Annotated in this window: 23 protein-coding genes and 1 pseudogene; 9 read left to right on the top strand and 15 right to left on the bottom strand. The window is 60.1% G+C overall.

Annotated features, from left to right (window positions below):
- Positions 1–168: 168 nt before the first annotated feature.
- From AAIH46_RS14290 to AAIH46_RS14265, 6 genes are read right to left on the bottom strand one after another with little or no spacing between them, the layout of a single operon-like run.
- Complete coding sequence (locus AAIH46_RS14290) at positions 169–945, bottom strand: SDR family NAD(P)-dependent oxidoreductase (RefSeq protein ID WP_430306593.1); 777 nt, start codon at positions 943–945, stop codon at positions 169–171.
- Complete coding sequence (locus tag AAIH46_RS14285; protein ID WP_430306592.1) at positions 942–1,928, bottom strand: NAD-dependent epimerase/dehydratase family protein; 987 nt, start codon at positions 1,926–1,928, stop codon at positions 942–944. The genes AAIH46_RS14290 and AAIH46_RS14285 overlap by 4 nt, the downstream gene beginning before the upstream one ends.
- Positions 1,925–3,436, bottom strand: a complete 1,512-nt coding sequence (locus AAIH46_RS14280; RefSeq protein WP_430306591.1) for an amidohydrolase family protein — start codon at positions 3,434–3,436, stop codon at positions 1,925–1,927. Before AAIH46_RS14280 ends, AAIH46_RS14285 begins: the two co-directional genes overlap by 4 nt.
- Complete coding sequence (locus AAIH46_RS14275; RefSeq protein WP_430307318.1) at positions 3,394–4,644, bottom strand: TRAP transporter large permease; 1,251 nt, start codon at positions 4,642–4,644, stop codon at positions 3,394–3,396. Before AAIH46_RS14275 ends, AAIH46_RS14280 begins: the two co-directional genes overlap by 43 nt.
- A 50-nt stretch (positions 4,645–4,694) precedes the next feature.
- Positions 4,695–5,294 carry a TRAP transporter small permease subunit gene (locus AAIH46_RS14270; protein WP_430306590.1) on the bottom strand — a complete coding sequence of 200 codons (600 nt, stop codon included), beginning with the start codon at positions 5,292–5,294 and terminating at the stop codon, positions 4,695–4,697.
- Positions 5,295–5,349: 55 nt separating this feature from the next.
- Positions 5,350–6,330 carry a TRAP transporter substrate-binding protein gene (locus AAIH46_RS14265; RefSeq protein WP_430306589.1) on the bottom strand — a complete coding sequence of 327 codons (981 nt, stop codon included), beginning with the start codon at positions 6,328–6,330 and terminating at the stop codon, positions 5,350–5,352.
- A gap of 361 nt (positions 6,331–6,691) precedes the next feature.
- On the opposite strand from AAIH46_RS14265, the gene AAIH46_RS14260 reads away from it, so the two are divergent.
- Positions 6,692–7,426: a maleate cis-trans isomerase family protein gene (locus AAIH46_RS14260; RefSeq protein WP_430306588.1), complete on the top strand. Its 735-nt coding sequence runs from the start codon at positions 6,692–6,694 to the stop codon at positions 7,424–7,426.
- Positions 7,427–7,453: 27 nt separating this feature from the next.
- A complete protein-coding gene (locus AAIH46_RS14255; protein WP_430306587.1) occupies positions 7,454–8,227 on the top strand; it encodes a GntR family transcriptional regulator in 774 nt (257 codons plus the stop codon).
- A gap of 240 nt (positions 8,228–8,467) precedes the next feature.
- Here the strand turns inward: AAIH46_RS14255 and AAIH46_RS14250 are convergent, their stop codons facing one another.
- The 8 genes from AAIH46_RS14250 to AAIH46_RS14215 form a co-directional block, all read right to left on the bottom strand.
- The gene (locus AAIH46_RS14250) at positions 8,468–8,878 is read right to left on the bottom strand and encodes a DUF3830 family protein (protein WP_430307317.1); all 411 of its coding nucleotides are present in this window, start codon (positions 8,876–8,878) and stop codon (positions 8,468–8,470) included.
- 22 nt (positions 8,879–8,900) lie between these two features.
- On the bottom strand, positions 8,901–10,325 hold the full coding sequence (hydA, locus tag AAIH46_RS14245; protein WP_430306586.1) for a dihydropyrimidinase: 1,425 nt from the start codon (positions 10,323–10,325) through the stop codon (positions 8,901–8,903).
- 9 nt (positions 10,326–10,334) lie between these two features.
- Positions 10,335–11,063: an amino acid ABC transporter ATP-binding protein gene (locus tag AAIH46_RS14240; protein ID WP_430306585.1), complete on the bottom strand. Its 729-nt coding sequence runs from the start codon at positions 11,061–11,063 to the stop codon at positions 10,335–10,337.
- Positions 11,060–13,960, bottom strand: coding sequence for an FAD-dependent oxidoreductase (locus tag AAIH46_RS14235; RefSeq protein ID WP_430306584.1), 2,901 nt, complete (start codon positions 13,958–13,960; stop codon positions 11,060–11,062). The genes AAIH46_RS14240 and AAIH46_RS14235 overlap by 4 nt, the downstream gene beginning before the upstream one ends.
- A 15-nt stretch (positions 13,961–13,975) precedes the next feature.
- Positions 13,976–14,869: a dihydrodipicolinate synthase family protein gene (locus AAIH46_RS14230; protein WP_430306583.1), complete on the bottom strand. Its 894-nt coding sequence runs from the start codon at positions 14,867–14,869 to the stop codon at positions 13,976–13,978.
- A gap of 21 nt (positions 14,870–14,890) precedes the next feature.
- Entirely contained in the window at positions 14,891–15,583 is a 693-nt protein-coding gene (locus AAIH46_RS14225; protein ID WP_430306582.1) for an amino acid ABC transporter permease, read from the bottom strand.
- Between the two features lie 69 nt (positions 15,584–15,652).
- On the bottom strand, positions 15,653–16,477 hold the full coding sequence (locus AAIH46_RS14220; protein ID WP_430306581.1) for an ABC transporter substrate-binding protein: 825 nt from the start codon (positions 16,475–16,477) through the stop codon (positions 15,653–15,655).
- A 172-nt stretch (positions 16,478–16,649) separates the two neighbouring features.
- Entirely contained in the window at positions 16,650–17,291 is a 642-nt protein-coding gene (locus AAIH46_RS14215) for a GntR family transcriptional regulator (RefSeq protein ID WP_430306580.1), read from the bottom strand.
- 119 nt (positions 17,292–17,410) lie between these two features.
- Here AAIH46_RS14215 and AAIH46_RS14210 point away from each other — a divergent pair, with 119 nt between their 5' ends.
- Together AAIH46_RS14210 and AAIH46_RS14205 are read left to right on the top strand one after the other, a co-directional pair.
- A complete protein-coding gene (locus tag AAIH46_RS14210; protein ID WP_430306579.1) occupies positions 17,411–18,094 on the top strand; it encodes a GntR family transcriptional regulator in 684 nt (227 codons plus the stop codon).
- Between the two features lie 103 nt (positions 18,095–18,197).
- Entirely contained in the window at positions 18,198–18,779 is a 582-nt protein-coding gene (locus tag AAIH46_RS14205) for a GntR family transcriptional regulator (RefSeq protein WP_430306578.1), read from the top strand.
- A 6-nt stretch (positions 18,780–18,785) separates the two neighbouring features.
- On the opposite strand, the gene AAIH46_RS14200 is transcribed toward AAIH46_RS14205, so the two are convergent.
- The gene (locus tag AAIH46_RS14200; RefSeq protein ID WP_430306577.1) at positions 18,786–19,808 is read right to left on the bottom strand and encodes a phosphotriesterase family protein; all 1,023 of its coding nucleotides are present in this window, start codon (positions 19,806–19,808) and stop codon (positions 18,786–18,788) included.
- 161 nt (positions 19,809–19,969) lie between these two features.
- On the opposite strand from AAIH46_RS14200, the gene AAIH46_RS14195 reads away from it, so the two are divergent.
- The 5 genes and pseudogenes from AAIH46_RS14195 to AAIH46_RS14175 all read left to right on the top strand — a co-directional run bounded on the left by AAIH46_RS14195 (position 19,970) and on the right by AAIH46_RS14175 (position 23,538).
- Positions 19,970–20,845 (top strand): ABC transporter substrate-binding protein, encoded by an 876-nt coding sequence (locus tag AAIH46_RS14195; RefSeq protein ID WP_430306576.1) that lies wholly within the window; start codon positions 19,970–19,972, stop codon positions 20,843–20,845.
- A 20-nt stretch (positions 20,846–20,865) separates the two neighbouring features.
- Positions 20,866–21,690 (top strand): aspartate dehydrogenase domain-containing protein, encoded by an 825-nt coding sequence (locus AAIH46_RS14190; protein WP_430306575.1) that lies wholly within the window; start codon positions 20,866–20,868, stop codon positions 21,688–21,690.
- Positions 21,691–21,699: 9 nt separating this feature from the next.
- Positions 21,700–23,013, top strand: coding sequence for a M20/M25/M40 family metallo-hydrolase (locus tag AAIH46_RS14185; RefSeq protein WP_430306574.1), 1,314 nt, complete (start codon positions 21,700–21,702; stop codon positions 23,011–23,013).
- Between the two features lie 99 nt (positions 23,014–23,112).
- Positions 23,113–23,312: pseudogene (locus tag AAIH46_RS14180) on the top strand (IS5/IS1182 family transposase); the annotation flags it as partial.
- A gap of 49 nt (positions 23,313–23,361) precedes the next feature.
- The gene (locus tag AAIH46_RS14175; protein WP_430307359.1) at positions 23,362–23,538 is read left to right on the top strand and encodes a hypothetical protein; all 177 of its coding nucleotides are present in this window, start codon (positions 23,362–23,364) and stop codon (positions 23,536–23,538) included.
- Positions 23,539–23,628: the final 90 nt, after the last annotated feature.

Genomic DNA, 23,628 nt, shown 5'->3' with positions numbered 1-23,628 from the left:
AGACAACGGAGACTTAAAAAATCGTCCGCGCTGATAGGATCTGCACCAGAAACCCTCAAGATGAGCATGCTGATCCGTTGAATGTTTATGAGCGCAAAATTGGCATGTCGAAGATGAAATGTCCTGCCTTGATGCGATCTAAGTTCAGACTGGAAGAGCGAAGGACGATTACGCGGCCATCCAACCGCCATCGACAAAAAGATTGTGCCCCGTGATGTAGGTGGCTTCATCACTTGCAAGGAACAGTGCGGCATTCGCGACATCCTCCGGCGTGCCGAGGCGAGGCCACGGCGTTCGGGAATGGGAATAATCCAGCCAGCGCGGTTCAACCGCGCGGCCGCCCTTGCCGGTGAGGATCTTGCCAGGCGCAACGGCATTCGAGATGATGAAGTCTTTGGCATAGTCGGCCGCAATCTGTCGCGTCATATAGGCGATACCAGCCTTGCTGACCCCATAGGCGAAGTCCTCCGGAGCGCTGATATGACCATGCTGCGAGGAGATGTGCACAAGGCGGCCTCGAACGTCTGCGACAAGATCCTGCTTCAGCATCTGACGGACGGCTGCGCGTGCGCAAAGATAGGCTCCCTTGAGGCTGACGTCCATGACGCGATCCCACTCGTCTTCTTCTGTCTCCACAAGCGGCTTGCCAGCGCGAAGCACGGCATTGTTCACCAATATGTCGAGCCGGCCGAAGCGCTCCACCGCACTGTCCACGAGTGCATCGACCTCTTGCGCCTTTGAAACATCGGTCTTGATGAAGACGGCATCGCCGCCCTCCTCTGTCACGAGATCGCAAACCGGACGGCCCCCTTCAATGGCATCCGTGGTGATGTCGGCAACAAGGACACTGGCACCGTGACTTGCGAACTTTCGCACGATAGCGCGGCCGATACCGGACGAGCCGCCGGTGACAATTGCCACTCTGCCTTTGAGACGTTGTGTCATGAGGTTTTTCTCCCGGAATTGGCTGGGCTGAAACGATCGAGCCAGGCAAGATAATTTTCCGCCGCTTCTGCGAGCGAAACCGTTACGGACGGCGAGATCGCGTCGATCCGGCGGTTATCGAGCGCCGGACGATCGGTGAGATAACTGTAGCGGACGTTTGCGGTCGCGCTGTCGACGCGCCACTGAAATCCGGGAATGTGGAGGGTCAGCGCCCTGCACCAGTCAACAAGTGTCGTGATCCGGCCACCGCCCAGATTGAACAGGTCGGCGTCAATCTGTTCGGCAAACAGCACATCGACGATCCGCCGTGCGGCATCGCGAGCATAGATCCAGTCTGCCGGAACGGCGCGAGGCAGAATGCAGTGCATGCCGCTCCGCGCCATTGCCGTGATCTGGTGATGGGGGCTCAACACGGCACGAGAGTCCGACGCATGCTCCCAAGGCCCGAACACAGGACCGAGCCGAATGACACGCAGATCAAGACCCTGTAGATGCGCGAGGCGATGCATCGCCTGTTCCGCCGCCCGTTTGCTGATACCGTACAATGTCTCGGGCAATGGCGGGCTCAGCGCGTCATCGAAGCGTCCCTCTCCGTTCACGGTCGCGCCTCCATAGGCGGAGATGGACGAGAGGCTCACGATGCGGCGCAGTTGAACATTCTTGGCCGCCGCCATCAGTCGGCAACCACCGGATACATTAACATCGATTACGATCTCGGGCGCCGTCCGCTCCATCGCCTCATCCGGCGTCACCGCCGCCGCATGCACGATATGGGTGACCGGGTATTCCGCGAACAATTGCGCCAGAGCTGCAGCATCATGAAGTTCACCCGCCACGAAACGCATACCCTGTGCCCGAGCCGCACTGGCGAAGAACGGCGGCGCGCGATCGAAACCGACCACCGCCACACCCCTTGCAGCCAGCGCCTCACAGATCGCAGAACCAATGAAACCCGACGAGCCCGTCACCAGCGTACAGGTCATGCGCTTGCACCACGATAATGGCTCCGCAAGGCTTCCGCGAACTCCTCGCTGGCATGTCGAGCCGTGTCTCCAATGGAACGGGCCGACATGACCGTTGCCGCTGCCATGTTGGCAGCATCGCGCCGCCGCTCGTTTGCGCCTCGGCTATAGCGTTCGACGCCGGCGACGAGGGTCAGCAGGACATCCGCGCCTTTACCGCGAGCCAGCACCGCTTCGAGGATATCTGCGTCGGCATCCAGGTAGCTGCCCGAAATTCGCGACAGATCGAGAGCAATGAGATCAGCTCTCATTCCCACGTCCAGACAGCCTACCTGAGGATTGAAGGTGGCCAAGGCACCCGCGGACGTGCCCATTTTCAGCGCTGAAGAAACGCCGTCATAGGGCCTGCCCCCCTCGTCGAAGCGCCCGAGAAGACCTGCAAGCCGCAGTTCAGAGAGATAGTCCTCGTTATCATCCAGCGCACAATTATCGGTGCCGACAGCCACGGACAGGCCTGCCCTGCGCCAGCTTGCGATGGGCGGCGGCCCATTATGAAGGCGCATGTTCGAGCCGGGATTGGCGACGATGACAAGTCCCAACCGCACCGCGTCCTCGACGTCTCTCCGCGCTGCCTGAATAAAATGCGCGGCGCTGGCACGGGTCTCAAAGACGCCCAGTGATTCCAGGCGACGCAGGACGCCTTCCGGATAGAGCGTCCTTGCGCAACGCTCCTGGGCTGGCGATTCCAGCAGGTGAAAATGGATGCCGATACCACGCTTTGCTGCGTCCCCGGCAAGCCTGCGCCATGCCTCGTCGCTAACCCATTGCGGGCCGGCAGGGCCGTAGGCCAATGTAATGGTGGGATGGCCGGAGAATTCATCGGCAAGCCGTGCCATCAGTCGGAGTGTATCGTCGAGCGGCAGATAAGCGGGCCGCGCTGCAGCGAGCAACATTTGCGCCTCGGGCGACAAAGCAGCGCAAAATTCCGCCTCGTCTTTCGAAGGGTAGATCACCCCCCCACTGTCGGCATAACCGATGCAGACTGTCGCACGCAGGCCTGAGTCCTGATAGGCACGAAGGACGCCCCGCAACTCGGCCTCGTAGTCGCCGGTCGCATAGCTGTAATTGGCGTGCAGCGTAGAGGTCACGCCATTGGCCAGCATCTCCTCTGCGGCCAGCCGCGTCAGTGCGTAGCTGTCGGGCCAGCCACGACCCCGGCGTCGGGCAATCCAAGGCTCGAGCGCATCGTCAGGATAGCCGAGTTGGATCTGGCTCAATCCCCGCCCATGCTGATGGGCATTGACGAAGCCCGGCAGCAGCAAGGCATTGTTAAGCCGCTGACGGCGCGCATCGGGAAAGCGCTGTACGATATCGCAGGTTGAACCCAGAGCCCTGATCGTTCCTTCGCTGACGACGACGGCGCCGTCAGCGATGATTTTGGCGCCGGCCTCGGCAAGCAGGAAGTCGGCCTCCAGGATGCGCATGGTCAAAACAGCTGCCGCGGCAACCAAAGCGCCATGTCCGGCCATGCAATGAGCAGTCCGGTAAAAGCGAGCATGAGCAGAACGAAGGGGGTCGCACCGCGAATGACATCCATGATCGAACCATGCCCGCGCACGCCTTGAACCACATAGAGGTTCATACCGATAGGCGGCGTGATGAGACCAATCTCCATCATGAGCACTAGGAAGATGCCGAACCAGACCGGATCGATGCCCAGATGCACGATGAGCGGGAAGACAACCGGCAGCGTTGCGATCATCATGGACAAAGTTTCCATGAAGCAGCCGAGGATCAGGTAGAACACGATGAGGAGCAGCAGGATCTCGACGGGACCGGCGCCGAACTGCGACACGAATGTCGTCAAGGCCTGCGGGATGCCGAGCACGCCGATGACGAAGTTCAGGAATTGCGCTCCAACCATGATCAGCAGGATCATTGCCGAAATCCGGACGGTCGAGATCATCGACTCGTGCAGAAGGGTTATCGAGAAGCGTCGCTTTGCAATGGCGACCATAATCGAGCACACGACGCCGATCGCCGCCGATTCCGTCGGTGTCGCCCAGCCCAGATAGATCGTCCCCATGACCACGACGAAGATGAGGAAAGGCGGGAACATATCGATCAGGCTCGCCATCTTTTCCGGCCAGCTGCGATCCGGCAGCGCTGGCCCTGCCAGATGCGGCTTGACGATGCAGATCGCGATGATCAAGGCCATGAAAAAGGCAGTCAGCAAAATGCCCGGAATGACGCCGGCGGCAAACAGCTGACCGATGGAGGTATTGGTCATGGAGCCGTAGATGATCATGTTGATCGACGGCGGGATCAGAATGCCGAGCGTGGCGCCCGCCGCAATTGAGCCCGTTGTCAGGCGCTCGTCATACTGGCGCTCCTTCAGGATCGGCAGTGCAACAGTCCCGATGGTGGCAGCCGTCGCAACCGACGAGCCGGACACCGCTGCAAACACCGCGCTGGCGCCGATATTGGAATGAAGCAACCCGCCGGGCAGCTTCCGCATCCAGTCAGACAGGCAACGGTAGAGACCGTCTGCAACACCCGAACGGACCAGTATCTCGCCGAGAAAGACGAACAGCGGGATGGCCGTCAGGATGAAGTCGTTCTGGCCGCTCCACATCTGGTTGCCGAACCCGAGCAGTGTCGGCCAACCAAGGAAAGCCCAGGCGCCGATAAAGGCGGTGAGAAAAAGGGAGACGGCAACCGGAAGCCCGACCAGCATCAGCCCCAGCATCATCAGAAAGCCGATAGCGGCTCCAGAAACCCCGATCATCAGCGGAAGGCCTCCGGGCTGCCCTGCAATTCCACCCGCTCTTCCTCGATGATTTCCTCGAGGGTCTTGATACCATAATGGCGGTTCAGCCGGCGACGGTTGCGCACGATGAGCAGAGTGGCATGCACGGCGATGCTGGACGAGACAATAGCAAAGAACGACAGGCCAACGACCCACACGAGCTGTGGCATCCAGAGCGGCGTCATCAACGGCGTGCCGGACAACGAGCCGAATTCAAGGCTTTCCACGAGGGCAGCGTTTCCCCGCCACGCGATGAACACCGCCAGTAGAGCGACGCACCAGCAGGAAAACAAGTTCAGGGCCGCTTGCATGCCGGTGCCGACGCGCTCCACGACGATCTCGACGCGCGTGTGCGCCCGCTCCAGAAGCGCATAGGAAAAGCCGAAGCTGGCCAGGATCGCCAACGCATAGCCGCCATATTCATCAGAGCCCTGGAGGGAGAAGTTGAAGAACGTCCGCAGGACCACTTCGAGCGTGATCAGAAGTGAAAGGCCAAGCACCAGATATCCTGCAATCAGCGCCATCAGGCGAGCCACAGGCATAAGGGACCTTGCCAACGGATTGTCATTCGTCGTCATGGAAATATCCCGCGTGAAAAAGGGCCGCTCCGACAAGGAACGGCCCGAGGCAGATCTACTTGATGGTCAGGCCGGCTGCGGCGCCGGCCGTCTTGTTCCATGTTGCAGAGCAGGCCGGGTCAATCGCGTCACAGGTCTTCTTCCAGATCGGCAGCACGGTATTTTCCGCGACGGCCTTGATCTTCTGCCGATCCTCGTCGCTGATCGTCACAAGCTTCATGGCGAACTTCTTGTGGTTTGCGCAGCTCGCGTCGCCGGTATTGCACGCGACCGCATCTTCGTTCGCTGAGGTCGCCAGATCCCATAGCTTGTCCTCGAGCGCCTTGAACTGCGTCATCAGCGCATCCTGCTGAGCCTTCGGCAGCTTGTTCCAGGTGTCGAGGTTCATGAAATGCCCCTGCACTGAGCCGGACACCGAAAGCGGCAGCAGATAGGAGGTCACTTCCGGCCAGTTGCCGGTATTGCCGGATGTCGGCGAGGTCACGCCGCACGACGCAACGCCCCGCTGAAGCGCGGGATAGACTTCCGAAAACTGCAGAGTGACCGGCGTGGCGCCGAAGCTTTCCAGCATTGCCGACATGGACGGCGTAAACGAGCGCACCTTGAGGCCCTTGAGATCGGCAAGAGATGAGATCTCCTGGTTGCAGTAGAAGACCTGCGGGCCGAACGGCCATAGCGTCAGCACCTTCGCATTGAATTTCTGCTGCAGGCGCTGATCGAAGGCATCACGATAAGCATCGACGACCTTGCGCAGAGATGGCATGTCAGTAGCAACGCCGATGAGATCCACACCTTCAAAGAAGGGGTCGTCACGCGATGCCATGCCGATCTGAACAGACATCACGTCGAACGATCCGCCGCGCAGCATGCGCAGCGCATCCGGCGCCTTCACGCCGACAACATCCATCGGATTGTAGTTGACTGCGAGATCAACACCGGACGTCTTTGGAAGACCTTCGAAGAAACTGCGCTCGATATCCACCTGCTTGTTGTTCTGCGAAAAGTTGCCCGCCACCCGCAGAGGGGTTTGCGCCATTGCAGAGCTTGCGACTGCGAACAGCCCGGCAGCAAGCAGCAAAACTGACAAAGTACTACGCATCGAGTTCCCCATTTTTGAATTCATTTTCCCGCAAACCTTTACAGATTATTCTCATCGCGCCAATGCCAATCTGCAGCCTGGTGCGAAAAAAATGGCCTACCCTCGAAAGAGCCTATTATTTAATCGTCATCGATCATAAAAGCGCCAGAAATCAGGCTCTATACGCAGCGTGTGCATTTTCACAAACCGCAGAATTCGGCTTGCCAGGCGCGATAGTTTCCGACCATAAAGACCTAAACGTCATCGTCGGCATCGCCAGCCAGCCTGCACCCATCAGACGTAGCCAGCGGAATTTTGAATGCAAAAAAGCCCCCACCGAACGGTCGTAGCCATGTTGACGCCTTCGTCAAACACGGTCGTCGAACCCTATACCAGCGCCCTGGCGTGGCCGCTCTTTCCGGCGGTGAGCATTCACTTCGGCCGCTTTCGCGTCACGCGTATCGCCATCGACGGTAATTCGGACCAGCAATTCGCACTTCAGCCAATCCTGCATGCGACGGAATTGCTGATGGATGCCAAGCCGGACATCGTCGCCTGGAACGGCACATCGGCGAGTTGGCTGGGCTTTGAAACCGACGATCGGCTGTGTGCAACCATACGCGAACGCTTCAACGTCAAGGCCACGAGTGCAATCCTGAGCCTGAACAGGCTTATTCAGCAGTTGGGGGTGCGCCGACTAGGCCTCGTCACGCCCTATACCGAAGACGTCCAGCAGCAGATTATCGCCAATTATCATGCAATCGGCGTCGAGACTGTTGGCGAAAGCCATAGTGGCCGCTCGGACAATTTCTCCTTTTCCGAAGTGACGGAAGACGAGATCGCCGCAATGTGCCGACAGGTGGCGCAGTCCCGACCCGATGCCATTGTCATTCTCTGCACCAATATGCGCGGCCCGCTCGTCGCTGCAGAACTCGAGCGCGAACTTGGTATTCCCGTCCTGGATTCCGTGTCCTTCACACTTTGGGGATGCCTGAAAGAGACCGGAGTTTCCATGACGCCGCTCCGGCAGTATGGCAGCATGTTCGACAACTAATGCGTTGCGATAACATCAGGAAAGAACATGCCTGGAGGCGAAGCAGAAATGGCGGGGAACAACGTCCTCGAAATGCTCGCACCGGAAGGCTCTTCAGGTGACGTGCAAGATAGCGAAGCAACTTTACACGGCAATCTCGTTGCGCAGTTGCGAGCGATCCTCATGGAAGGTGAGCTACCGGGCGGCACCCGCATCTCAGAAGCTGAGCTCTGTGGACGATTCGGCGTCTCGCGAACCCCTCTGCGCGAAGCATTGAAGGTTTTGGCAGCGGAAGGGTTTGTCATCCTTCGTCCCAACCGTGGCGCGATCGTTGCGCCACTTGACCCGGATGAGATCGGTCCTCTTTTCGAGTTCAAAGGCGCATTGGAGCGCCTGATAGGCTTGACGGCTGCAGAACGCGCCAGCAGCGATGAAATCAAGGTGCTTGAAGCTATCCATGTCGAACTGAACGCGGTCCTGCAGCGTGGCGACCACGATAGATATACGCGCCTGAACTACGAATTTCACCGAGCCCTCGCGCAGGCAACCCGCAATCCGGTGCTGATCCAGAACTATGAGACGGTTCAAAAGCGCATCTGGCGTTACCGCTTCCTCGTGAATGAGCATGAGAGCCGCCTGCAGCAATCCTTCGCCGAACATGAACGCATCGTCATTGCGCTCAAGGCACGCACGCCACTTGATCTGGCCGAACGGCTGGAGACCCATAATCGCGTGACTGCTCAGGCGATGATGGAAATGCTCCGGAACAGGGCCGGGTCTGAACGCTCGACGAACGCCGAAACCATCCGGAGGCGCGGTTAAGCGATGTTGGACACGTTCATCCACACACGAGGACGAGAGGCCTGGATCCGGATGGCGGTCACGAATCAATGCCGGACGCCAATTGCGCTGCATCAGTTGCAACAAAACGATGTCCAAACAGATCGGCCGACCAAGGTCGGCCGATCTGGGATATTCAACTGCGAGGTTCGCGCCTGAACAACCCTCAGTTTCAAGGCGCGCGCCACGTGTTCTGTCGCTGTGGAGCAACTGTACGCCGCGTCAAACCAGCTCGAAGCGGATCTGCTGCGCGCCTTCCCAGAGCGTCTTGTTGCCAAGCACCGCCAGCTTGTCGAGGTTGGAGGTGATGGTGATGAAATGGTTGCCGGCAAGCTGGCCCATTTTGGACGAGAAATCGACGCCACCATAGGCCAGCAGGATTTCCGTTTCACTGATGCCGCCCGGATAGAGGATGATGTGGCCGGGGGCCGGATGGCTGGTGTGGTTTTCGTATCCGACGCCGAAGTTATAGTCGCCGAGCGGTATCCATACGCCCTCCCCTGACCAGCGCACATGGACGATCTGGCCTTCGAAAGGCAGGCGCTCTACGAAAGCCTTGCAGGTCTGGGGTGCTTTTTCCGTTTCAAGCACGGCATCGAAAACGAACGGGCCGGCGGTGACTTTCAGTTGCATGGTTTCTGATCTCCTGATCGGTTCAAACGGATTTCGCGCCGCGCGCACGGGCTGAACGATAGGCCCCATCGCCCTTCTTCCCGACGAGTTTGCCGTCGCTGATCATCACGCGGCCACCAAGAATGACCGTAGTCGGCCAGCCGGTGATCTCGATACCCTCATAAGGCGAATAGTCGGCGCCGTCGTGCAGGTCGGCGTGGCGGATCGTGCGGGTGACGGACGGATCCCATATGGCAATGTCAGCATCGGCTCCGATGGCGATCGTGCCCTTCTCGGGATAGAGGCCATAGGTCTTGGCATGATTGGTCGCCGACAGTGCCACGAAACGCGGCAGGTCTATGCGGCCCTTCATGACGCCCTCCGAAAACAGGATTGGCAGGCGTGTCTCGACCCCGGGAATGCCATTCGGGATGTGGCGGAAGCTTTCCAGCCCCTTGGGCGTGCGCTTGCCGCGTTCATCATCGTAGCGGAACGGGCAGTGATCGGAGGAGAACAGATCGAACAGGCCGGTCTCGATGCCTCTCCAGCATTCCTCCTGGGCCGCCTTGTCGCGCGGCGGCGGCGAGCAGACGAATTTTGCCCCTTCCCAGTCCATGCCATCCAGATCATCGGCAGTCAGCATCAGATATTGCGGGCAAGTCTCACCGACAACCTTGATCCCGCGGGCACGGGCACGGGCAATCTCGTCCATCGCCTCGCCGTTCGAGACATGCACGATCACGATGGGCACATCGACAATTTCGGCAAGTGTCAGCGCACGATGCGTGGCTTCGCGCTCAACCGCAACCGGCCGCGTCGAGGCATGGGCACGCGGTGCAACGTCGCCGGCGACTTCGTGCCGGGCAATCAGAAACCGTATCGCTTCCTCGTTCTCGCAATGAACCATGACGGTTGCGCCGGTGGAGCGGGCAACGTCCAGCGTCTTCAGGATCTCGGCATCGTTGAGCCGCAGACCCTCATAGGTCATGAACACCTTGAACGAGGCATAGCCGTCAGCGGCAAGCGCCGGCAGTTCCTGGCTCAAGAGCGTATCCGTCGGATCCGAAACGATCAGGTGGAAGCTGACATCCGTATAGCAATTGCCCTCGGCAAGCTCGTGATAGGCATTCAGCGCCGCACGCATCGGCCCGTTCTTTTCCTGAAGGCAGAAGGGCATGATCATGGTGTTGCCACCGAAGAGTGCCGAGCGGGTGCCGCTTTCAAAATCGTCGGCCATCACGATGCCTTCGCCGGACGGCTGGGAAATGTGGACATGGCTATCGATGCCGCCTGGCAGGACATATCTTCCGCTGGCATCGATGATCTGGACGTCGCCGGCCTGCGCATTTTCGACAAGGTTCTCACCGATCTGGACAATCCTGCCGCCGACGATGCCGACGTCCGCCTTGAAGATGTCAGAGGCGGTTGCAATCGTCCCGCCCTGGATGATGAGGTCGAATTGGGTCATCTGAAATTCTCAATGATGGAGGATTTTGCTGAGGAAAGCCTCTGTGCGGGGATTATGGCAGTTGTCGAAGAATTCTTCTGTCGGCCGATCTTCCACGATCTCGCCCTGGTCGATAAAGATCATCCGGGTCGCGACACGGCGGGCAAAGCCCATTTCGTGGGTGACGACCATCATTGTCATGCCGTCGCTGGCAAGACTTGTCATGACGTCCAGCACTTCGGAAATCATTTCAGGGTCAAGCGCCGAGGTCGGCTCGTCGAACAGCATGGCTTTTGGATTCATGGCCAAGGCCCGGGCGATCGCGACGCGCTGCTGCTGGCCGCCGGACAGCTGGCCCGGATATTTGTGGGCGTGCCCGGGCATGCCCACCCGCTCGAGCAGATCCATCGTCCGCCGTTTGGCAATGCTTTCGCTGCGGTTGAGGACAATGCGCTGCGCCAGCATGATATTGGCCTCGATTGTCAGATGCGGGAAAAGTTCGAAATTCTGGAACACCATCCCAACGCGCGAGCGCAGGTCCGGCAGGTCCGTTGCCGAGTCGTTGACCTCGATGCCATCGACACGGATCGAACCCTCCTGGATTGGCTCCAGCGCATTGACGCATTTGATCAGTGTCGACTTGCCAGAGCCGGACGGGCCGCAGACCACGACAACTTCACCCTTAGAGACACGCGTCGAGCAATTCTTGAGAACGGCGAAATTGCCGTAATATTTGGTGACGCCGGTGATCTCGATCATGATCGCCCTCCTTGGAAACGGGTGATGGAAAAAGCCGAAAGGTCGCGGCCGGGGTCGCGGCTCAGCACCAGGTCGGCCGTGAGCTGGCCAACGATCGGCCCGAGCGTATAACCGTTGGACGTGACAGCATTGAAGAAGCCGGGCATGCCGGGATGCTCGCCCAGGATCGGCGCGCCGTCGATATTGATGTTCATGGCGGCCCAGCTGCGGATGACATGCAGCTTGCGCAGGCCCGGCACGACATGCTGCGCCACCCAGAGATTGCCCTCAAGGCTGGACAACATGGGGCGCGGGTGACGGTGAACAGGATCAAGCCCTGCCGTCCAACCGCCACCAATCAAAAAATTGCCATTGGCCGCCTGTTTCAGGGTCAGGTGCCGATCAGCATGGGCAACCAGATGCGAGATTGCCGGTGCGGCCGCTTCGGTCACCACCATTTGCAGAGGCGCACCGAATACCGGAACATCGAGACCCAGCATGGCGCCAACGCGGGCAGCAAAAGCACCCGCTGCGTTGACCACCCGCCCTGCCCGCAAAATTCCTCTTGAGGTTATGATTTCGAATACGCCTTGGTCCTGACGGATCGACAGCACTTCTGTCCGGTCGCAGATCCGGGTACCGGCGGCCACAGCCCCGTCAAGCACATGACGGGTCGCAACCAGCGGATTGATCTTGCCTTCGAGCGGGCAGTAGGACGCGCCGATCATCAGGGGCGAGAGCTGCGGTTCGAGGTTGCGCAAGTCGTCACGGCCGATGACGTGGCATTCGATACCGCTTTGCCGTTCGAGCTGTGTCTTTTCCTCCAGAAACCGCATATGCGCGTCGGTTTCGGCCACCATGAGGCCGCCGGTGATCTTCATCTCGAAATCCCGACCGAGCTTCTTTTCCAGCGCCTGCCATAGGAAAATGGAATCCCGTTGAAGGCCCAGCGTTCGCGCCGCCGCGCCGCCGCCACCTTCAGCGCGGGCACCGTGATCGAACGACAGCAGCTGGGCATGCAGACTTCCGGCATTGCCACCCGAGGCCAGCCCGCCTGGAAAGCCGCGTTCAAGCAGGACGACATCCTCGCCAGCTTCGGCTAGAAACAGCGCGGTGGAGAGCCCCGCAATGCCTGCACCAATGACGACGGTCGATGCTTCACCCAGTGGCAAGGGATCCGGATGCGGCAGGGGCGGACGCTCCGGCAAAAGCGCGCGTTTGTGGCCTCCCCATTCGGGTTTCTCGACCGCGAGCGCGGCAATGGGCACAGGGCGTAGCGGTATCTGTGGTGCAAGCAGACCATTGGTCTCGCTTGTTGGCCGGCCGGCCAGCGCCGTCAGCGTGTGGCCACAGTAGCGGCTCTGGCAACGGCCCATGCCGGCACGCGTCAGGCGCTTCAGCGTGGCGATATCCGGCAAGCTCTGACGGGCGACCTCCTTCAGCGTGCCGATCGCTACGCTTTCGCAGCGACAGGCGAGAACGGCATCCGACGGCGCCAAGGGCGCTGCCGCAGGTTCGAACAACTGCCACAGCGCGGCTTGAAAGCTTTTGGCACGTGCCAGCTTTTGACGAGCCGCACTGTCTGGGGAGATCTTGAGCCCGAGCTTGGCAGCAATGGACTGACCAGCCAGCCTGCCTTCGGCCATCGCAACATGGGCACCGCCGAAACGCGCGGCTTCGCCGACAATGTGAATATGAGGCAGCGAACTTTCACCATCTTCGCTGCAATCGGCCTTGAGGCTTCCGTTTTGCAAGACGGAGTGGGTGCAACCCAGCAGACGCGACAACTCGTTGGACGCCGTAAACCCGCCACCCAGCAGGACGGTATCGATATCGACCGTGGTCTCGCCAGCCGGACCCGAAAGCGTCACGGCCTCCACGCGCCCGTCTCCGTGGATACGGGACACCTGCGTCTGCCATGCGAGCCTGACGCCTGCCCGCTCGAGCCTGGCGATGTCCTTCAGGCCTTTCAGCGCAAGCGCCGGGTCATGCCGCAGGAGAGCGAGTGCTTCGACGGGACGGCTCCATGGTGCCTTTGCGCGTTCCGCCAGACGGACAACGTCGCCACCGGCCTTCACGATCTCGCTTGCAACCTGAATGTTCAGCGGACCATTGCCGGCGATCAGGATATGTTTGCCGGGAAGCGTGCCATAGCTGCGCAGCAAGGTCTGCGCCGCACCCGCCGTCATGACGCCGGGCAGCGTCCACCCGGCAACGGCAGTTGGTCGTTCGAAGGCACCTGTGCCGATGACGAGCATTGTTGGGCGACAGTAGAATGCGCCATCGGGGCCAAGGCAGGAAATGACCGGTCGGCCATCCTCGCCGTGCGCTGCACCCCAGACGGTGACCCCTGAACGGAAGGACACCCCGAGGGAACGGGCTTTTGCGATCAGCTCGGCACCCTCGCCGGCCTGACGGTCTCCGCTCAGGGCCAGGCGTGCAGCAGCGGTATTGGGCTGCTTGTAGAACTGGCCACCGGAGGTGTGCCGCTCATCAACCACTGTGACGGAGGCGCCTGCCTCTGCTGCAGCCACGGCCGCAGCCAGACCACCTGGACCGGCGCCGATGACCAGCAGATCCATGCGAAGTTCATCAAGGCTTGCCGGCACCGGCCTGAGGTCAGCGAGGTCGCTCGACGCAATGTCAGGGCGCGCCTGCTGGCGCGCGATGCGCATGCCGTCCTCCACCGGCGTCATGCAAGATCGCTGGCTGGTGCGGCCATCCACCGTGACCAGGCAGTCCTGGCAGACGCCCATGCCGCAGAACACACCGCGCCTGGCGCCGGCAGCATCTGTGGAAAAATCGACACGACCGAGCCCTGTGAGGACTGCGGCGACCGATAGGCCCGCATCGACACGATGCGCGACGCCATCGATATGGACGGTCGGTCTGGCATCCTTCAAGGTCGCTGCGGGCATGCGTTCGTCTCCGGCTCAGTGTTGCTGGAAACGCAGGTCGAAACGCTCGACCAGTGCCTTCATGGCGGCATCCTGCTCCGCCGGCAGAGGCAGACGTGGTGGTAACGGCGATCCGGCGTCAAAACCCATATGGTTCAGCAGCGCCTTGGAACCGGCAACATAAGCCTGTCCGCCCACCGCCTGGATGATCGGCAACCAATCCAGATAGAGCGCACGTGCCTCGTCATATTTCTTCTCGTCCGCTGCCAACGTGAAGATGCGCGCCATGGCTGCCGGTGCGACATTCGATGCGACGGCCACCCAGCCCTGCGCCCCCATAACGAAGGATTCAAAACCGAGGATCCCACCAAACGGAGTCATGGTGTCGCCGGCGAGACGCACGATATCGCGGATGCGGGTTACTTCGAGCGTCGATTCCTTGACATAGTCGCAGCCGTCGATCTCCGCGATACGGGCCAGAAGCTCCGGCTTCATATCGACATTGGTGGTGGCCGGATTGTTGTAAACCATGATTGGAATGGAGATAGAGCTGGCGATGGTGCGGTAATGGGCGACCAGTTCGTCATCGGTCGGCGTCGAATAAAACGGCGGGATGATCATCACGCCGTCAGCGCCCATCGCTTCGGCCTTGCGGCTCAAGCGGACAGCTTCGCGGGTGTCTTCAGCGCCGGTCCCAATCAATACGGGAACGTGACCGGCGGCGGTTTCGATCACAGTGCGTGCAACTGCATCCCATTCCTCTTCGGATAGAGAGAGAAACTCACCCGTCGAACCAAGCGGGATGAGCCCGTGTACACCTTCACGTATCTGCCAGTCGGTAAACGCGGCAAGCGCCTCCAGGTTGACCTTGCCGTCTGCATTAATGGGCGTGATCATCACGGTGAAGACACCGCGAAACGTCTTAGACATGCACTTTATCCTTTATTGAATTCAACGCTTGTCGGTAAGCTGGACCTGTGCGGTCGACTGGCCGAAGCGCTTTTCGATGCGCCGCTGAACGAAATCCCAAAGTGTCGTCAGCAGGAGGTAGTAGATGGCTGCAACCGCGAAGAGTTCGAGCACCATGAACTTTTCCTGGATCAGCACCTGGGTCCGACGCAGCAACTCTTCCATGGAAATAACGGAGGTGACCGACGTCGTCTTGAGCAGGCCGTTGACCGAGTTGCCGAGCGGCGGGATGATGACCTTGAAGGCCTGCGGCATGACGATATAGCGCATGATCTGGCGCTCCGTCATTCCCAGTGCCCTTGCCGCACGCGACTGGCCTTCGGACACGGCTTCGATTCCCGAGCGGATGATTTCCGCAAGATAGGCCGCCTCATTCAGCGCAAGCCCGATCAACGCCGCCTCGACAACCGAAAAACGAATGCCGAGCTGTGGCAGTGCCGTATAGATTACGATCAACTGCACCAGCAACGGGGTGCCTCTGAACAGCCAGATATAGAACCAGCCGACGCTCCGGATAACCCTGAGCTTTGAGCGGCGCATCAGCGCCACGATGAAGCCGAGGAGCAGACCGAACACCAAGGAGATGCAGGTCAGCCAGACCGTGGTGACAACGCCGCCCAAGACGAACGGATTGACAAGGTAATCGAAGAAGCCGGACCAGCTCCAGAATGACATGGCAGGGACCTTCTAGCTGTTGCGGTGCCGGCTGGAGCCGGCACCCATCAGAATGGTGAACCGTTCAAATCAGCGGCCAGGGCCCTTAACCGAATAGTCGCTCGTGACCATGGGCATGCCGTAGCTGTCAAACAGCTTGCCAAGAGAACCATCGGCCTTCATCTCCTTCAGGACCCCCGACACGGCGTCCGCGAGCGTCGTGCTCTTGAACGCCACGGCAACCGGTGCAGGATACAGGCCGCTGACTGCACGGCGGAAGTCGCCACGGGTGTCGTATTCCTTTGCGACGCCGTCGATCGAGACCACGCCCTCGACCTGGCCGGCACGCAGTGCCTGATAGGCCAGTGCGAAGTTGTCGAAGGTCTGGATTGTGAGACCCTTCTTGCCGGCGGCCTTCAGTTCGGCATCAAGCGCCCGGGTCTTGGTTTCTTCGAACCCCCCGATTTCAACGCCCACACGCAGTCCGTCGAGGCCGTCCTTGTCTTTGACGGCGGTATTGCTGGTGGCGACGGACACGCTGATTGCCTGGTCTTCGTAAGGGATCATCTGCATCATCGCAGCGCGTTCAGCGGTGAAAAAGATGCCGGTGTTGATCATGTCCCAGCGACCAGCCTGAAGGCCGGGGATCATCGCCGAAAATTCGATGCGGATATAGTCCGGGGTGAGGCAAAGGCGCTTGGCGATTTCTCTGCCAAGCTCGACGCGCATGCCCTTCAGCTCGCCCGTGGAATCGACGAACTGCAACGGCGGCAGGGTAGGGTTGGTCGACATGGTGAGCGTACCGGGCTTGACCAGCTCGGAATCGGCAATCTTCGGCGTGCAGGTCTGCGCAAAGGCGGACGCTGCCGTGGAAACCAACAGAACGGATGCGAGTGAAATGGTGCGGAATGACATAAAAACCCTCTGGCTTTCTGTGATCTTCTAGCGGACCAACCGGTGAATGCTTGCAAGCTTGGCATTCATTTGGTATACCAATTTCATACACAAGGGTCGGTTTCTCTGCAACATGTTTCCGTCAGGCGCGCGAAATTTGAAATGTCTGTACAAAGAGACCGGCGTTCGCCGCTCAATAGGTTGCGAGGATGTTCTGGCGTACCCGTTCAAGGTGGAGCGCCATCGCGGTGCGGGCCGCGTCGGCGTTTCGATCGATCAGCGCCTGGATGATGCCCTGATGATCGGAGAGACCGGGCTTGCGCTGGGCAAGCTTGCGCTGCCGCTCGAAGATGGTGGTGTAGCGGCGCATCTGGAGGATCGTGTCAGCCATGAACGGATTGCCGCTCGCTTCGGCAATTGCCTGATGCAGCGCGTCGTCGAAAGTCCAGACGACGTTGGGATCCGGATCCGGATCCGCCTCGATGGCATTCAGCATGGCGGACAGTTGCGCAATGGTCTCCGTAGCAATCGACGGGCAGGCCTGCGCTGCAGCGCTTGGCTCGACGAGCATGCGCATGGCGACGCTGTTGAGGTAATCGGCAAGCGTAATCACCCGCACGGTGAGAACACCTTTGGCATTGCGGACCAGGAGCCCCTGTCCCTCAAGACGTCCCAGCGCATCGCGCATGGGCGAGCGGGAAACGCCAAGGCGTGCTGCAAGCCGCCGTTCTTGAACGACTGCACCGCCAGCCAGTTGCGCCGAAAGGATTTCCTCAAGCAGTGCCCGATAGGTTTCATCGGCAAGGCTTCTGTCTGCCGTGATGCTCGCATCCATGGGCTCGAATCCACTATATTTGACAACCTTGCTCGGTATGAACCATGCGTTGGGGCAAGAAAAGGCTTTCGGGCGATATCCACCCGGAATAGAAATGGCAGCTTGGGGGGCGATGCATCGTGACGCAGCCTGATATCAATCTTTGGATCGCAAAGGCGCCAAAGGAGGTCGGCCACAAGCTTGCCGCCCTCGCCTATAGCGCCGTATCCGACATGATCCGCCATCGCCGCCTTGGCGGCGGTCACGTGATCGTCGAGGCAAGACTTGCCGAATTGCTCGGTGTGTCGCGGACACCCTTGCGCGAAGCCCTGCAGCGGCTGGAAGGCGAAGGCATGGTTCATAAGGGCGACGGTCGCAATTATGTGGTGCGGCAGGTCGATATTGGCGAATATATTCAGAGCCTGAAGCTGCGTCTTCTCATTGAACCGCACGCGGCGGTTCAGGCCATGCCGAACATTCCGGGTCGCAAGCTCATCGAGGTGCGCCGCGAAATCGACGAGCTCATGGGCGCAACCGCCTACCACACAGATGCACACTGGTTTTCCGATGATCACCTGCACAACCTGATCATCGACTATTGTGGCAATGAGGTCATGGCCGTGGTGCTGCGCAACCTGCGCGCCTCCACGCGCCTGTTCGAGATCGGCCAGTTGAAAGATCGTCTGAAACCGGATTCAACCGAGCATCTGTTGATCATCGACGCCCTGCAGCGCAAGGATCCTGAGGCAGCCCTGAAGGCAACTGCGGCGCATATCGAGAGCCTCCTGGCTTTCGCGCGCATGCACCTCATCGTCAATGAGTGAGGGCCACAGAAGGGGTGTGACGGGGATGAGGGCGATATCAGATGCGACGTGCACAGGGGAAAAGCCGAGGCTTTCCCTCAAGGCGCACACGGTGATTGCCGACATGATCCGCAAGCGCGAGCTTCGCGGTGGCGCGCTGATCTACGAAGCACGGCTTGCCGAGCACTTGAATATTTCGCGGACGCCCCTTCGCGAAGCCCTGCAGCGCCTGGAGGGAGAGGGTCTGATCGTCAAGGCATCCGGACAGTCTTACAGCGTCCGGCATGTGGATCTGGGTGAATATCTGCAGAGTCTGAATGTGCGTGAACTCCTTGAGGGTGAGGCCGCAATGCTTGCGGCTGGACGCATCCCGGACCGGGAACTAGCTTCCGTGCGCGCGGAAATCGATCTGCTCGAGACAACGAGTTGGTACGACATCGAAAGCCACTGGGTCTCCGACAACCGGTTCCATCAATTGTTTAGCAAGCATTGTGGCAACGAGGTCCTGGCAAGGCTCATCCGCGAACTTAGGGTTACAACGCAGATGTTTGAGATTGCCAGGCTGGCCGAGAGGTCGAAACCCGACCTCAGTGAGCATCTGGCGATTCTTGACGCACTTGCAGCTGGAGACGGAAGCGCCGCCCGCGCGGCCGTTCAAATCCACATGCGAAGTCTCTGGCGCTTTGCGGTTGATAGCGCGAGCTGACGTCCGTCAGGCAAAGGTCAAAAGCCGTGCGGGCGTATCGATTAGCATCTTGTCGATATCGCTCTGAGCGAACCCTCGATCGCGCATCAGCGGGACGACGTTGCGCAACATGTGCCCATAGCCATGGCCGCCATAGGACTGAAGGCGGGAGCGGGTGCAAATATCGTGGGCAGCAACGACATTGTCGGCCAGCCCCTCGTCGAAGAGGCGGCGGATCGCATGGATCCGCATCCAGTCGGTTGGAAGGTCCGCGGTACCGAGCCAATATTGCGATTGCTCAATGCCGAAGAAATCATACTCGACCACGCAGCCGCGCCGCGCCAGCGCCACGACCTGATCGACACTGGTGAATGTCCTGTCCATGTGATCGATAATGACCCGGGCGGGATCGGCGCCAGCCCGCTCGAGAATGTCGAGGATTTGCGCCGGGGCGTCCGGATGCCGGCCGGGATGCACGGTGATGGCGGCTCCTGTTTGAACCTGCGCACGGGCACCCGCCTGCAACGACCACCGCTCGAATGGGGTCAACGGCCAGGAACAGCCGATTTCCCCGATAATGCCACAGCAGACATCGGTGCCCCACGCGCCCTCGACAAGCTGCGAGACAATGATCTCGGTCAGCGCCTCCACGGACAGGCTCAAGGTCTGCGCGTCCTGATAAGCCTCCGTGTAAAACCCGGCGCCAGCCACAATGTGGACGCCCGTCTGCTCGCTGATATGTCGGAGATTGTCGACATCAGGCGAGAGACCGCCCGTCGTCATCTCGACGATCGTGCTGCCACCCACGGCACGGTAACGCGCGACCTCGCTGGCTGCGATCCCCAGATCCTGCAGCCGATGGTTTCCAGGGTAATCATTGGGCCGATAGGTCACGTCAAAGACGTTGTCCAGCGTGATCACCACCTCTTTCGCAGGCGCGACGCGGCGTGCCGCAGGCGTCAGATCGCACAGTATGTGCTCGTGCATGAGGACCATTCCAAGCTCTTGCGCGTGAAGCGGTCCCCGCACCGTCTGTACCCTGTCCGGCATGTCGTTGCTCCGAATGTCCCACACCTGATCTCGGGTGCTGATGTGATGTGCCGCAAACGGGCGCTACAGCAAACTGGCCGCTTGACTCCGCATATAACTGGTATACCGTCATAATACAACAGGCATCAGCATCGTGGCCAGAACCAGAGTGGGACAAAACAATGAGCACTGATCGCAGACATTCGACCCATCATGCCAAACTGTCTCGTCGCCACCTTTTGATCGGTGCTGGGGCCACCGGCGCAGGTCTTGCATTGGGTGGGCGCGCTGCCTTTGCCCAGGGAAAGCTTGCCCCGCCCCACATCATCAAAGCCGGCACGCTCGTAATGAGCACCAACCCGACGCTGCCGCCGCTGCAGTTTGTCGATCAGACCGGCGAAGTGAAAGGCATGCGCATCGAGCTCGGCAAGGAGTTGGCCGCCAGGCTTGGCCTGACGCCCGAATACGTCAAAGTGGAATTTGCAACCATGGTCCCCGGACTTGCAAGCGGCCGCTGGGACATGATCAATACCGGCATCTACTGGACCGAAGAACGCTCCAAGCTGATGTACATGATCCCCTATGAGCGCGCCGCGATCAGCTTCCTCGTGCCGAAGGGAAATCCGAAGAACGTCACCAAGTGGGAAGAGATGGCGGGCCTTGCCGTTGGCGTCGAACTTGGCGGCGTGGAAGAGCGGCGTACCCGTGAAGTCGATACCATGCTGAAAAATGCTGGCCTTCCAGGCATCACCGTGCGCGTCTTCAACAACTTCTCGGAAGCCTTTCAGGCTCTTCGCGCTGGCCAGGTCGATGCGGCGACCTCCATCGATGCGACGGCAAAATACCTTGAAGACCGAGACGATTTTACCCGCGCGGTCTCAGGACTTTTCCCTCAGACAGCAAGCCTCGCTTTTGCCGACAAAACTCTGGCCGAAGCAGCAGCCGATGCCCTGAACGGGCTGCGGAAATCCGGCTACTATGATGAACTGTTCCAGCGCTATGGTGTCTTGACCATCGAAGAGCAACAGTTTGCGATCAAGGGCTCGGGCCCAGCCTGACCGAGCATCAGATGAATGACATGCTGAACGGCATGCCTCAGAGCCGGGAGCGTCTGGGCATCATCGGATTTGGGCCAATCGGCATGCGGTTGGCCGAGCGCTTCTCCGGGTCTGCAGACGGGCCGCATCTTGCGGCTCTTCTCGTCCGTCAACGCGATATCGAGATGGCAACGAAAATCGCACCGGATGCGATCATCTGCACCGATATCCAGCCCTTTCTCGAGGCAAGGCTGGATGTCGCGGTCGAATGTGCATCGGCGGAAACTCTCAAACATGACGGGCCACAGCTTCTGGCTGCCGGCTGCGACATCATTCCGCTGTCGCTCGGCGCCTTTGCAGACGTGCAAACGGAGGCCCTGCTTTTCGCTGCGGCCTCAAGAGGGGCAGGCAGGATCGAGATCCCTGCCGGTGCGCTGGGATCGATCGGCTTTCTGGCTGCCGCCCGTGAAAACGGACTGACGGGGGTCACGGTGACGGTCGGCTATCCGACCGAACGGTGGCGGGCCATGAAGGCCGGACATCTTGTAGACCTGAATGACCTCCAAAGCACCTTCACCTTTCTGGAAGCCAGCGCCCGCGAAGTTGCGAGGCTCTTTCCCGGCCATCTGAACGTCGTGACCGGGGCCGCACTCGCCGGCCTTGGCCTTGACCGCACAACGGTCGCACTTGTCGCGGATCCCACCGCGACACAGGCATGGTTTCACATAGAAGCCTTGTCCGACTCCGGGCCGGTGTCTTTGCACGTTGGCGGCCGGAACGCGCCGGTCGACCACGACCCGATCGACTACACGACATTTAGCGTCATTCGCCTTCTTCGAAGACGCTCCGCTCCCCTTGCAATCTAGGATGCCTGCATGACACCGATGATCGATCGAATCCGAGATGAGGCGCAGCGCCGCAGCAGCTCGATCGTCTCGTCACTGCAGGAATACATCGCGACCGGCGGCCAAGGTGAAGACGCTGTCCAAAATCTGTTCAGCCGAAACGCCAACGCGCTTGGATGCGCGGTTGCCGCCCATGAGTACAATCCCGCCGATGTCAAGATGATCGAAGAGTTTGCGGGCGAGGCGGCGATTGATCCGCAACCCCGGTCCAGCGTTGTCGCCCACTACAAGGGAAATGGCAGCGGCCGCAGCCTGATCTTGTTTGCGCATCCCGACGGCGAGCCCGTGGCCGGCATTGACCGCTGGAAGTATGATCCGTTCAAAGGCGCAATCGAAGGCGACCGACTGTATGGGTGGGGCGTCGCCGACGATCTTTCCGGCATTGCCGCCGGCCTGCAGGCGCTCGACCTGCTCCTATCGCTTGGCCTGCAGCCGGCAGGTGACGTGTTCATCGCCAGCACTCCCAGCAAACGCCATGCACGCGGCGTTTCCCACCTTCTGCAGAACGGGCTGCTTGCGGATGCAGCCGTCTATCTTCATCCGGCAGAATCTGGCGTCGGCATGAAAGAGATAAAAGCCTTCACATCGGGCCAGGTCGAGTTCCGCATCGTCGTCGACGGGAGGCAGCCGCCAACAACGGAGCCGCTGCAGACTGCGTTCGCGCATCTCGGAATCAATGCAATCGACAAAGCCTTCATCATCTGGAGAGCGTTGACCGAGTTGAATGCCAGACGCATGCAAACCGTCAGCCATCCCCGGCTCGAGGCTCAGGTCAACCGGTCGACGAACCTGATGATGTCTTCCATCTCAGCCGGAGATCCGAAACGGCTGTCGCGGCTCGCCCAGCAATGCACGCTCGGCGCAGCGCTGGCCTTTCCGCCACCCGAGACACTCAGCCAAGTCTGCTTGGCCATTGAACAGACCGTTGCGGACGCCGCCAATGCTGACGAGTGGCTGCGCGCAAATCCCCCGAAGATCATTTGGGATTCAGGCGTGACCGGCGCTGAAGTCGATGCCGACCATCCTCTGGTGGCGGCCGCGCGATCGTCGGTGCTGGCTGTCTCCGGACAAGAACCCTGGATCAACCCGATGCACACCGGGAGCGACATCCGAAACCCGATTGTCCAGAAAGGCGTTCCCACAATCGGTCTTGGTCCGCTCTGCGGAGACCTCAGCCAGAATGGCGGGACAGACGAATGGGTCAGCGCCGATGATCACGTGCGCTTCGTGGCAGCCACGGCCGCCATTATCGCCCAGTGGTGCGGCTGTTCCCCCAGCTCTTAACCGGCGACAGCTGTCTGGTCTCTTGAGAGACGGTCCACATTGAACTTGAATGATATGAATAGGTTGTGATTCCTTGCAGTTCACTTGTCTTGGCGGAGCATGGAAGCAACGTGGACGAAGGCAAACCGTGGACAGGGACATACAACCGCGATGGTCTGTGCTATCCCAGGAGTTTGACGCAGGCGGATTGGGCGCTGGGCGGGCCTTGGATCCCGCCTGCCAAACGCGGAGGCCACGAGCGTGAGGTCGATGTGCGTGAGGTCGTCAGCGGCCTGCTTTATGTTCTCGGTACGGGCTGCCACGGCGCGCCGCCGTCCCGAACCCGGCAACCAGCCGGCATCCCTGCAGGTGCATGGCGACATCGCCAACATCATGGCATCAATGGATGTGATCGATGTGGTGCAGCAGCAGTCCGTGGCCGCTGCCCGGAACGATCTGCTGGCGCGGATTGCGTCCGGCGAGATCGACACGGAGCACAAACGCAAAAAGCTCCTCGACCGTTATGGCGAGGAGCTTGAACATTGATATTCAGAGTGGGGAATTTACAAGTGTCGTTGGTTGCGGGGGCAGGATTTGAACCTGCGGCCTTCAGGTTATGAGCCTGACGAGCTACCG

Origin of the sequence: Rhizobium sp. 0TCS1.26 (assembly GCF_050455525.1) — a bacterium.
Lineage (GTDB): Bacteria > Pseudomonadota > Alphaproteobacteria > Rhizobiales > Rhizobiaceae > Neorhizobium.
The sequence above is the reverse complement of the archived record's forward strand: the minus strand, read 5'-3'. Positions and strand labels throughout refer to the sequence as shown.

Coding starts and splice junctions, on each gene's coding strand:
- AAIH46_RS14290 (WP_430306593.1), bottom strand. CDS start 945: ATGACACAACGTCTCAAAGGCAGAGTGGCAATTGTCACCGGCGGCTCG.
- AAIH46_RS14285 (WP_430306592.1), bottom strand. CDS start 1,928: ATGACCTGTACGCTGGTGACGGGCTCGTCGGGTTTCATTGGTTCTGCG.
- AAIH46_RS14280 (WP_430306591.1), bottom strand. CDS start 3,436: ATGGCCGGACATGGCGCTTTGGTTGCCGCGGCAGCTGTTTTGACCATG.
- AAIH46_RS14275 (WP_430307318.1), bottom strand. CDS start 4,644: ATGCTGGTCGGGCTTCCGGTTGCCGTCTCCCTTTTTCTCACCGCCTTT.
- AAIH46_RS14270 (WP_430306590.1), bottom strand. CDS start 5,294: ATGACGACGAATGACAATCCGTTGGCAAGGTCCCTTATGCCTGTGGCT.
- AAIH46_RS14265 (WP_430306589.1), bottom strand. CDS start 6,330: ATGGCGCAAACCCCTCTGCGGGTGGCGGGCAACTTTTCGCAGAACAAC.
- AAIH46_RS14260 (WP_430306588.1), top strand. CDS start 6,692: ATGCAAAAAAGCCCCCACCGAACGGTCGTAGCCATGTTGACGCCTTCG.
- AAIH46_RS14255 (WP_430306587.1), top strand. CDS start 7,454: ATGCCTGGAGGCGAAGCAGAAATGGCGGGGAACAACGTCCTCGAAATG.
- AAIH46_RS14250 (WP_430307317.1), bottom strand. CDS start 8,878: ATGCAACTGAAAGTCACCGCCGGCCCGTTCGTTTTCGATGCCGTGCTT.
- hydA (WP_430306586.1), bottom strand. CDS start 10,325: ATGACCCAATTCGACCTCATCATCCAGGGCGGGACGATTGCAACCGCC.
- AAIH46_RS14240 (WP_430306585.1), bottom strand. CDS start 11,063: ATGATCGAGATCACCGGCGTCACCAAATATTACGGCAATTTCGCCGTT.
- AAIH46_RS14235 (WP_430306584.1), bottom strand. CDS start 13,960: ATGCCCGCAGCGACCTTGAAGGATGCCAGACCGACCGTCCATATCGAT.
- AAIH46_RS14230 (WP_430306583.1), bottom strand. CDS start 14,869: ATGTCTAAGACGTTTCGCGGTGTCTTCACCGTGATGATCACGCCCATT.
- AAIH46_RS14225 (WP_430306582.1), bottom strand. CDS start 15,583: ATGTCATTCTGGAGCTGGTCCGGCTTCTTCGATTACCTTGTCAATCCG.
- AAIH46_RS14220 (WP_430306581.1), bottom strand. CDS start 16,477: ATGTCATTCCGCACCATTTCACTCGCATCCGTTCTGTTGGTTTCCACG.
- AAIH46_RS14215 (WP_430306580.1), bottom strand. CDS start 17,291: ATGGATGCGAGCATCACGGCAGACAGAAGCCTTGCCGATGAAACCTAT.
- AAIH46_RS14205 (WP_430306578.1), top strand. CDS start 18,198: ATGATCCGCAAGCGCGAGCTTCGCGGTGGCGCGCTGATCTACGAAGCA.
- AAIH46_RS14200 (WP_430306577.1), bottom strand. CDS start 19,808: ATGCCGGACAGGGTACAGACGGTGCGGGGACCGCTTCACGCGCAAGAG.
- AAIH46_RS14195 (WP_430306576.1), top strand. CDS start 19,970: ATGAGCACTGATCGCAGACATTCGACCCATCATGCCAAACTGTCTCGT.
- AAIH46_RS14190 (WP_430306575.1), top strand. CDS start 20,866: ATGCTGAACGGCATGCCTCAGAGCCGGGAGCGTCTGGGCATCATCGGA.
- AAIH46_RS14185 (WP_430306574.1), top strand. CDS start 21,700: ATGACACCGATGATCGATCGAATCCGAGATGAGGCGCAGCGCCGCAGC.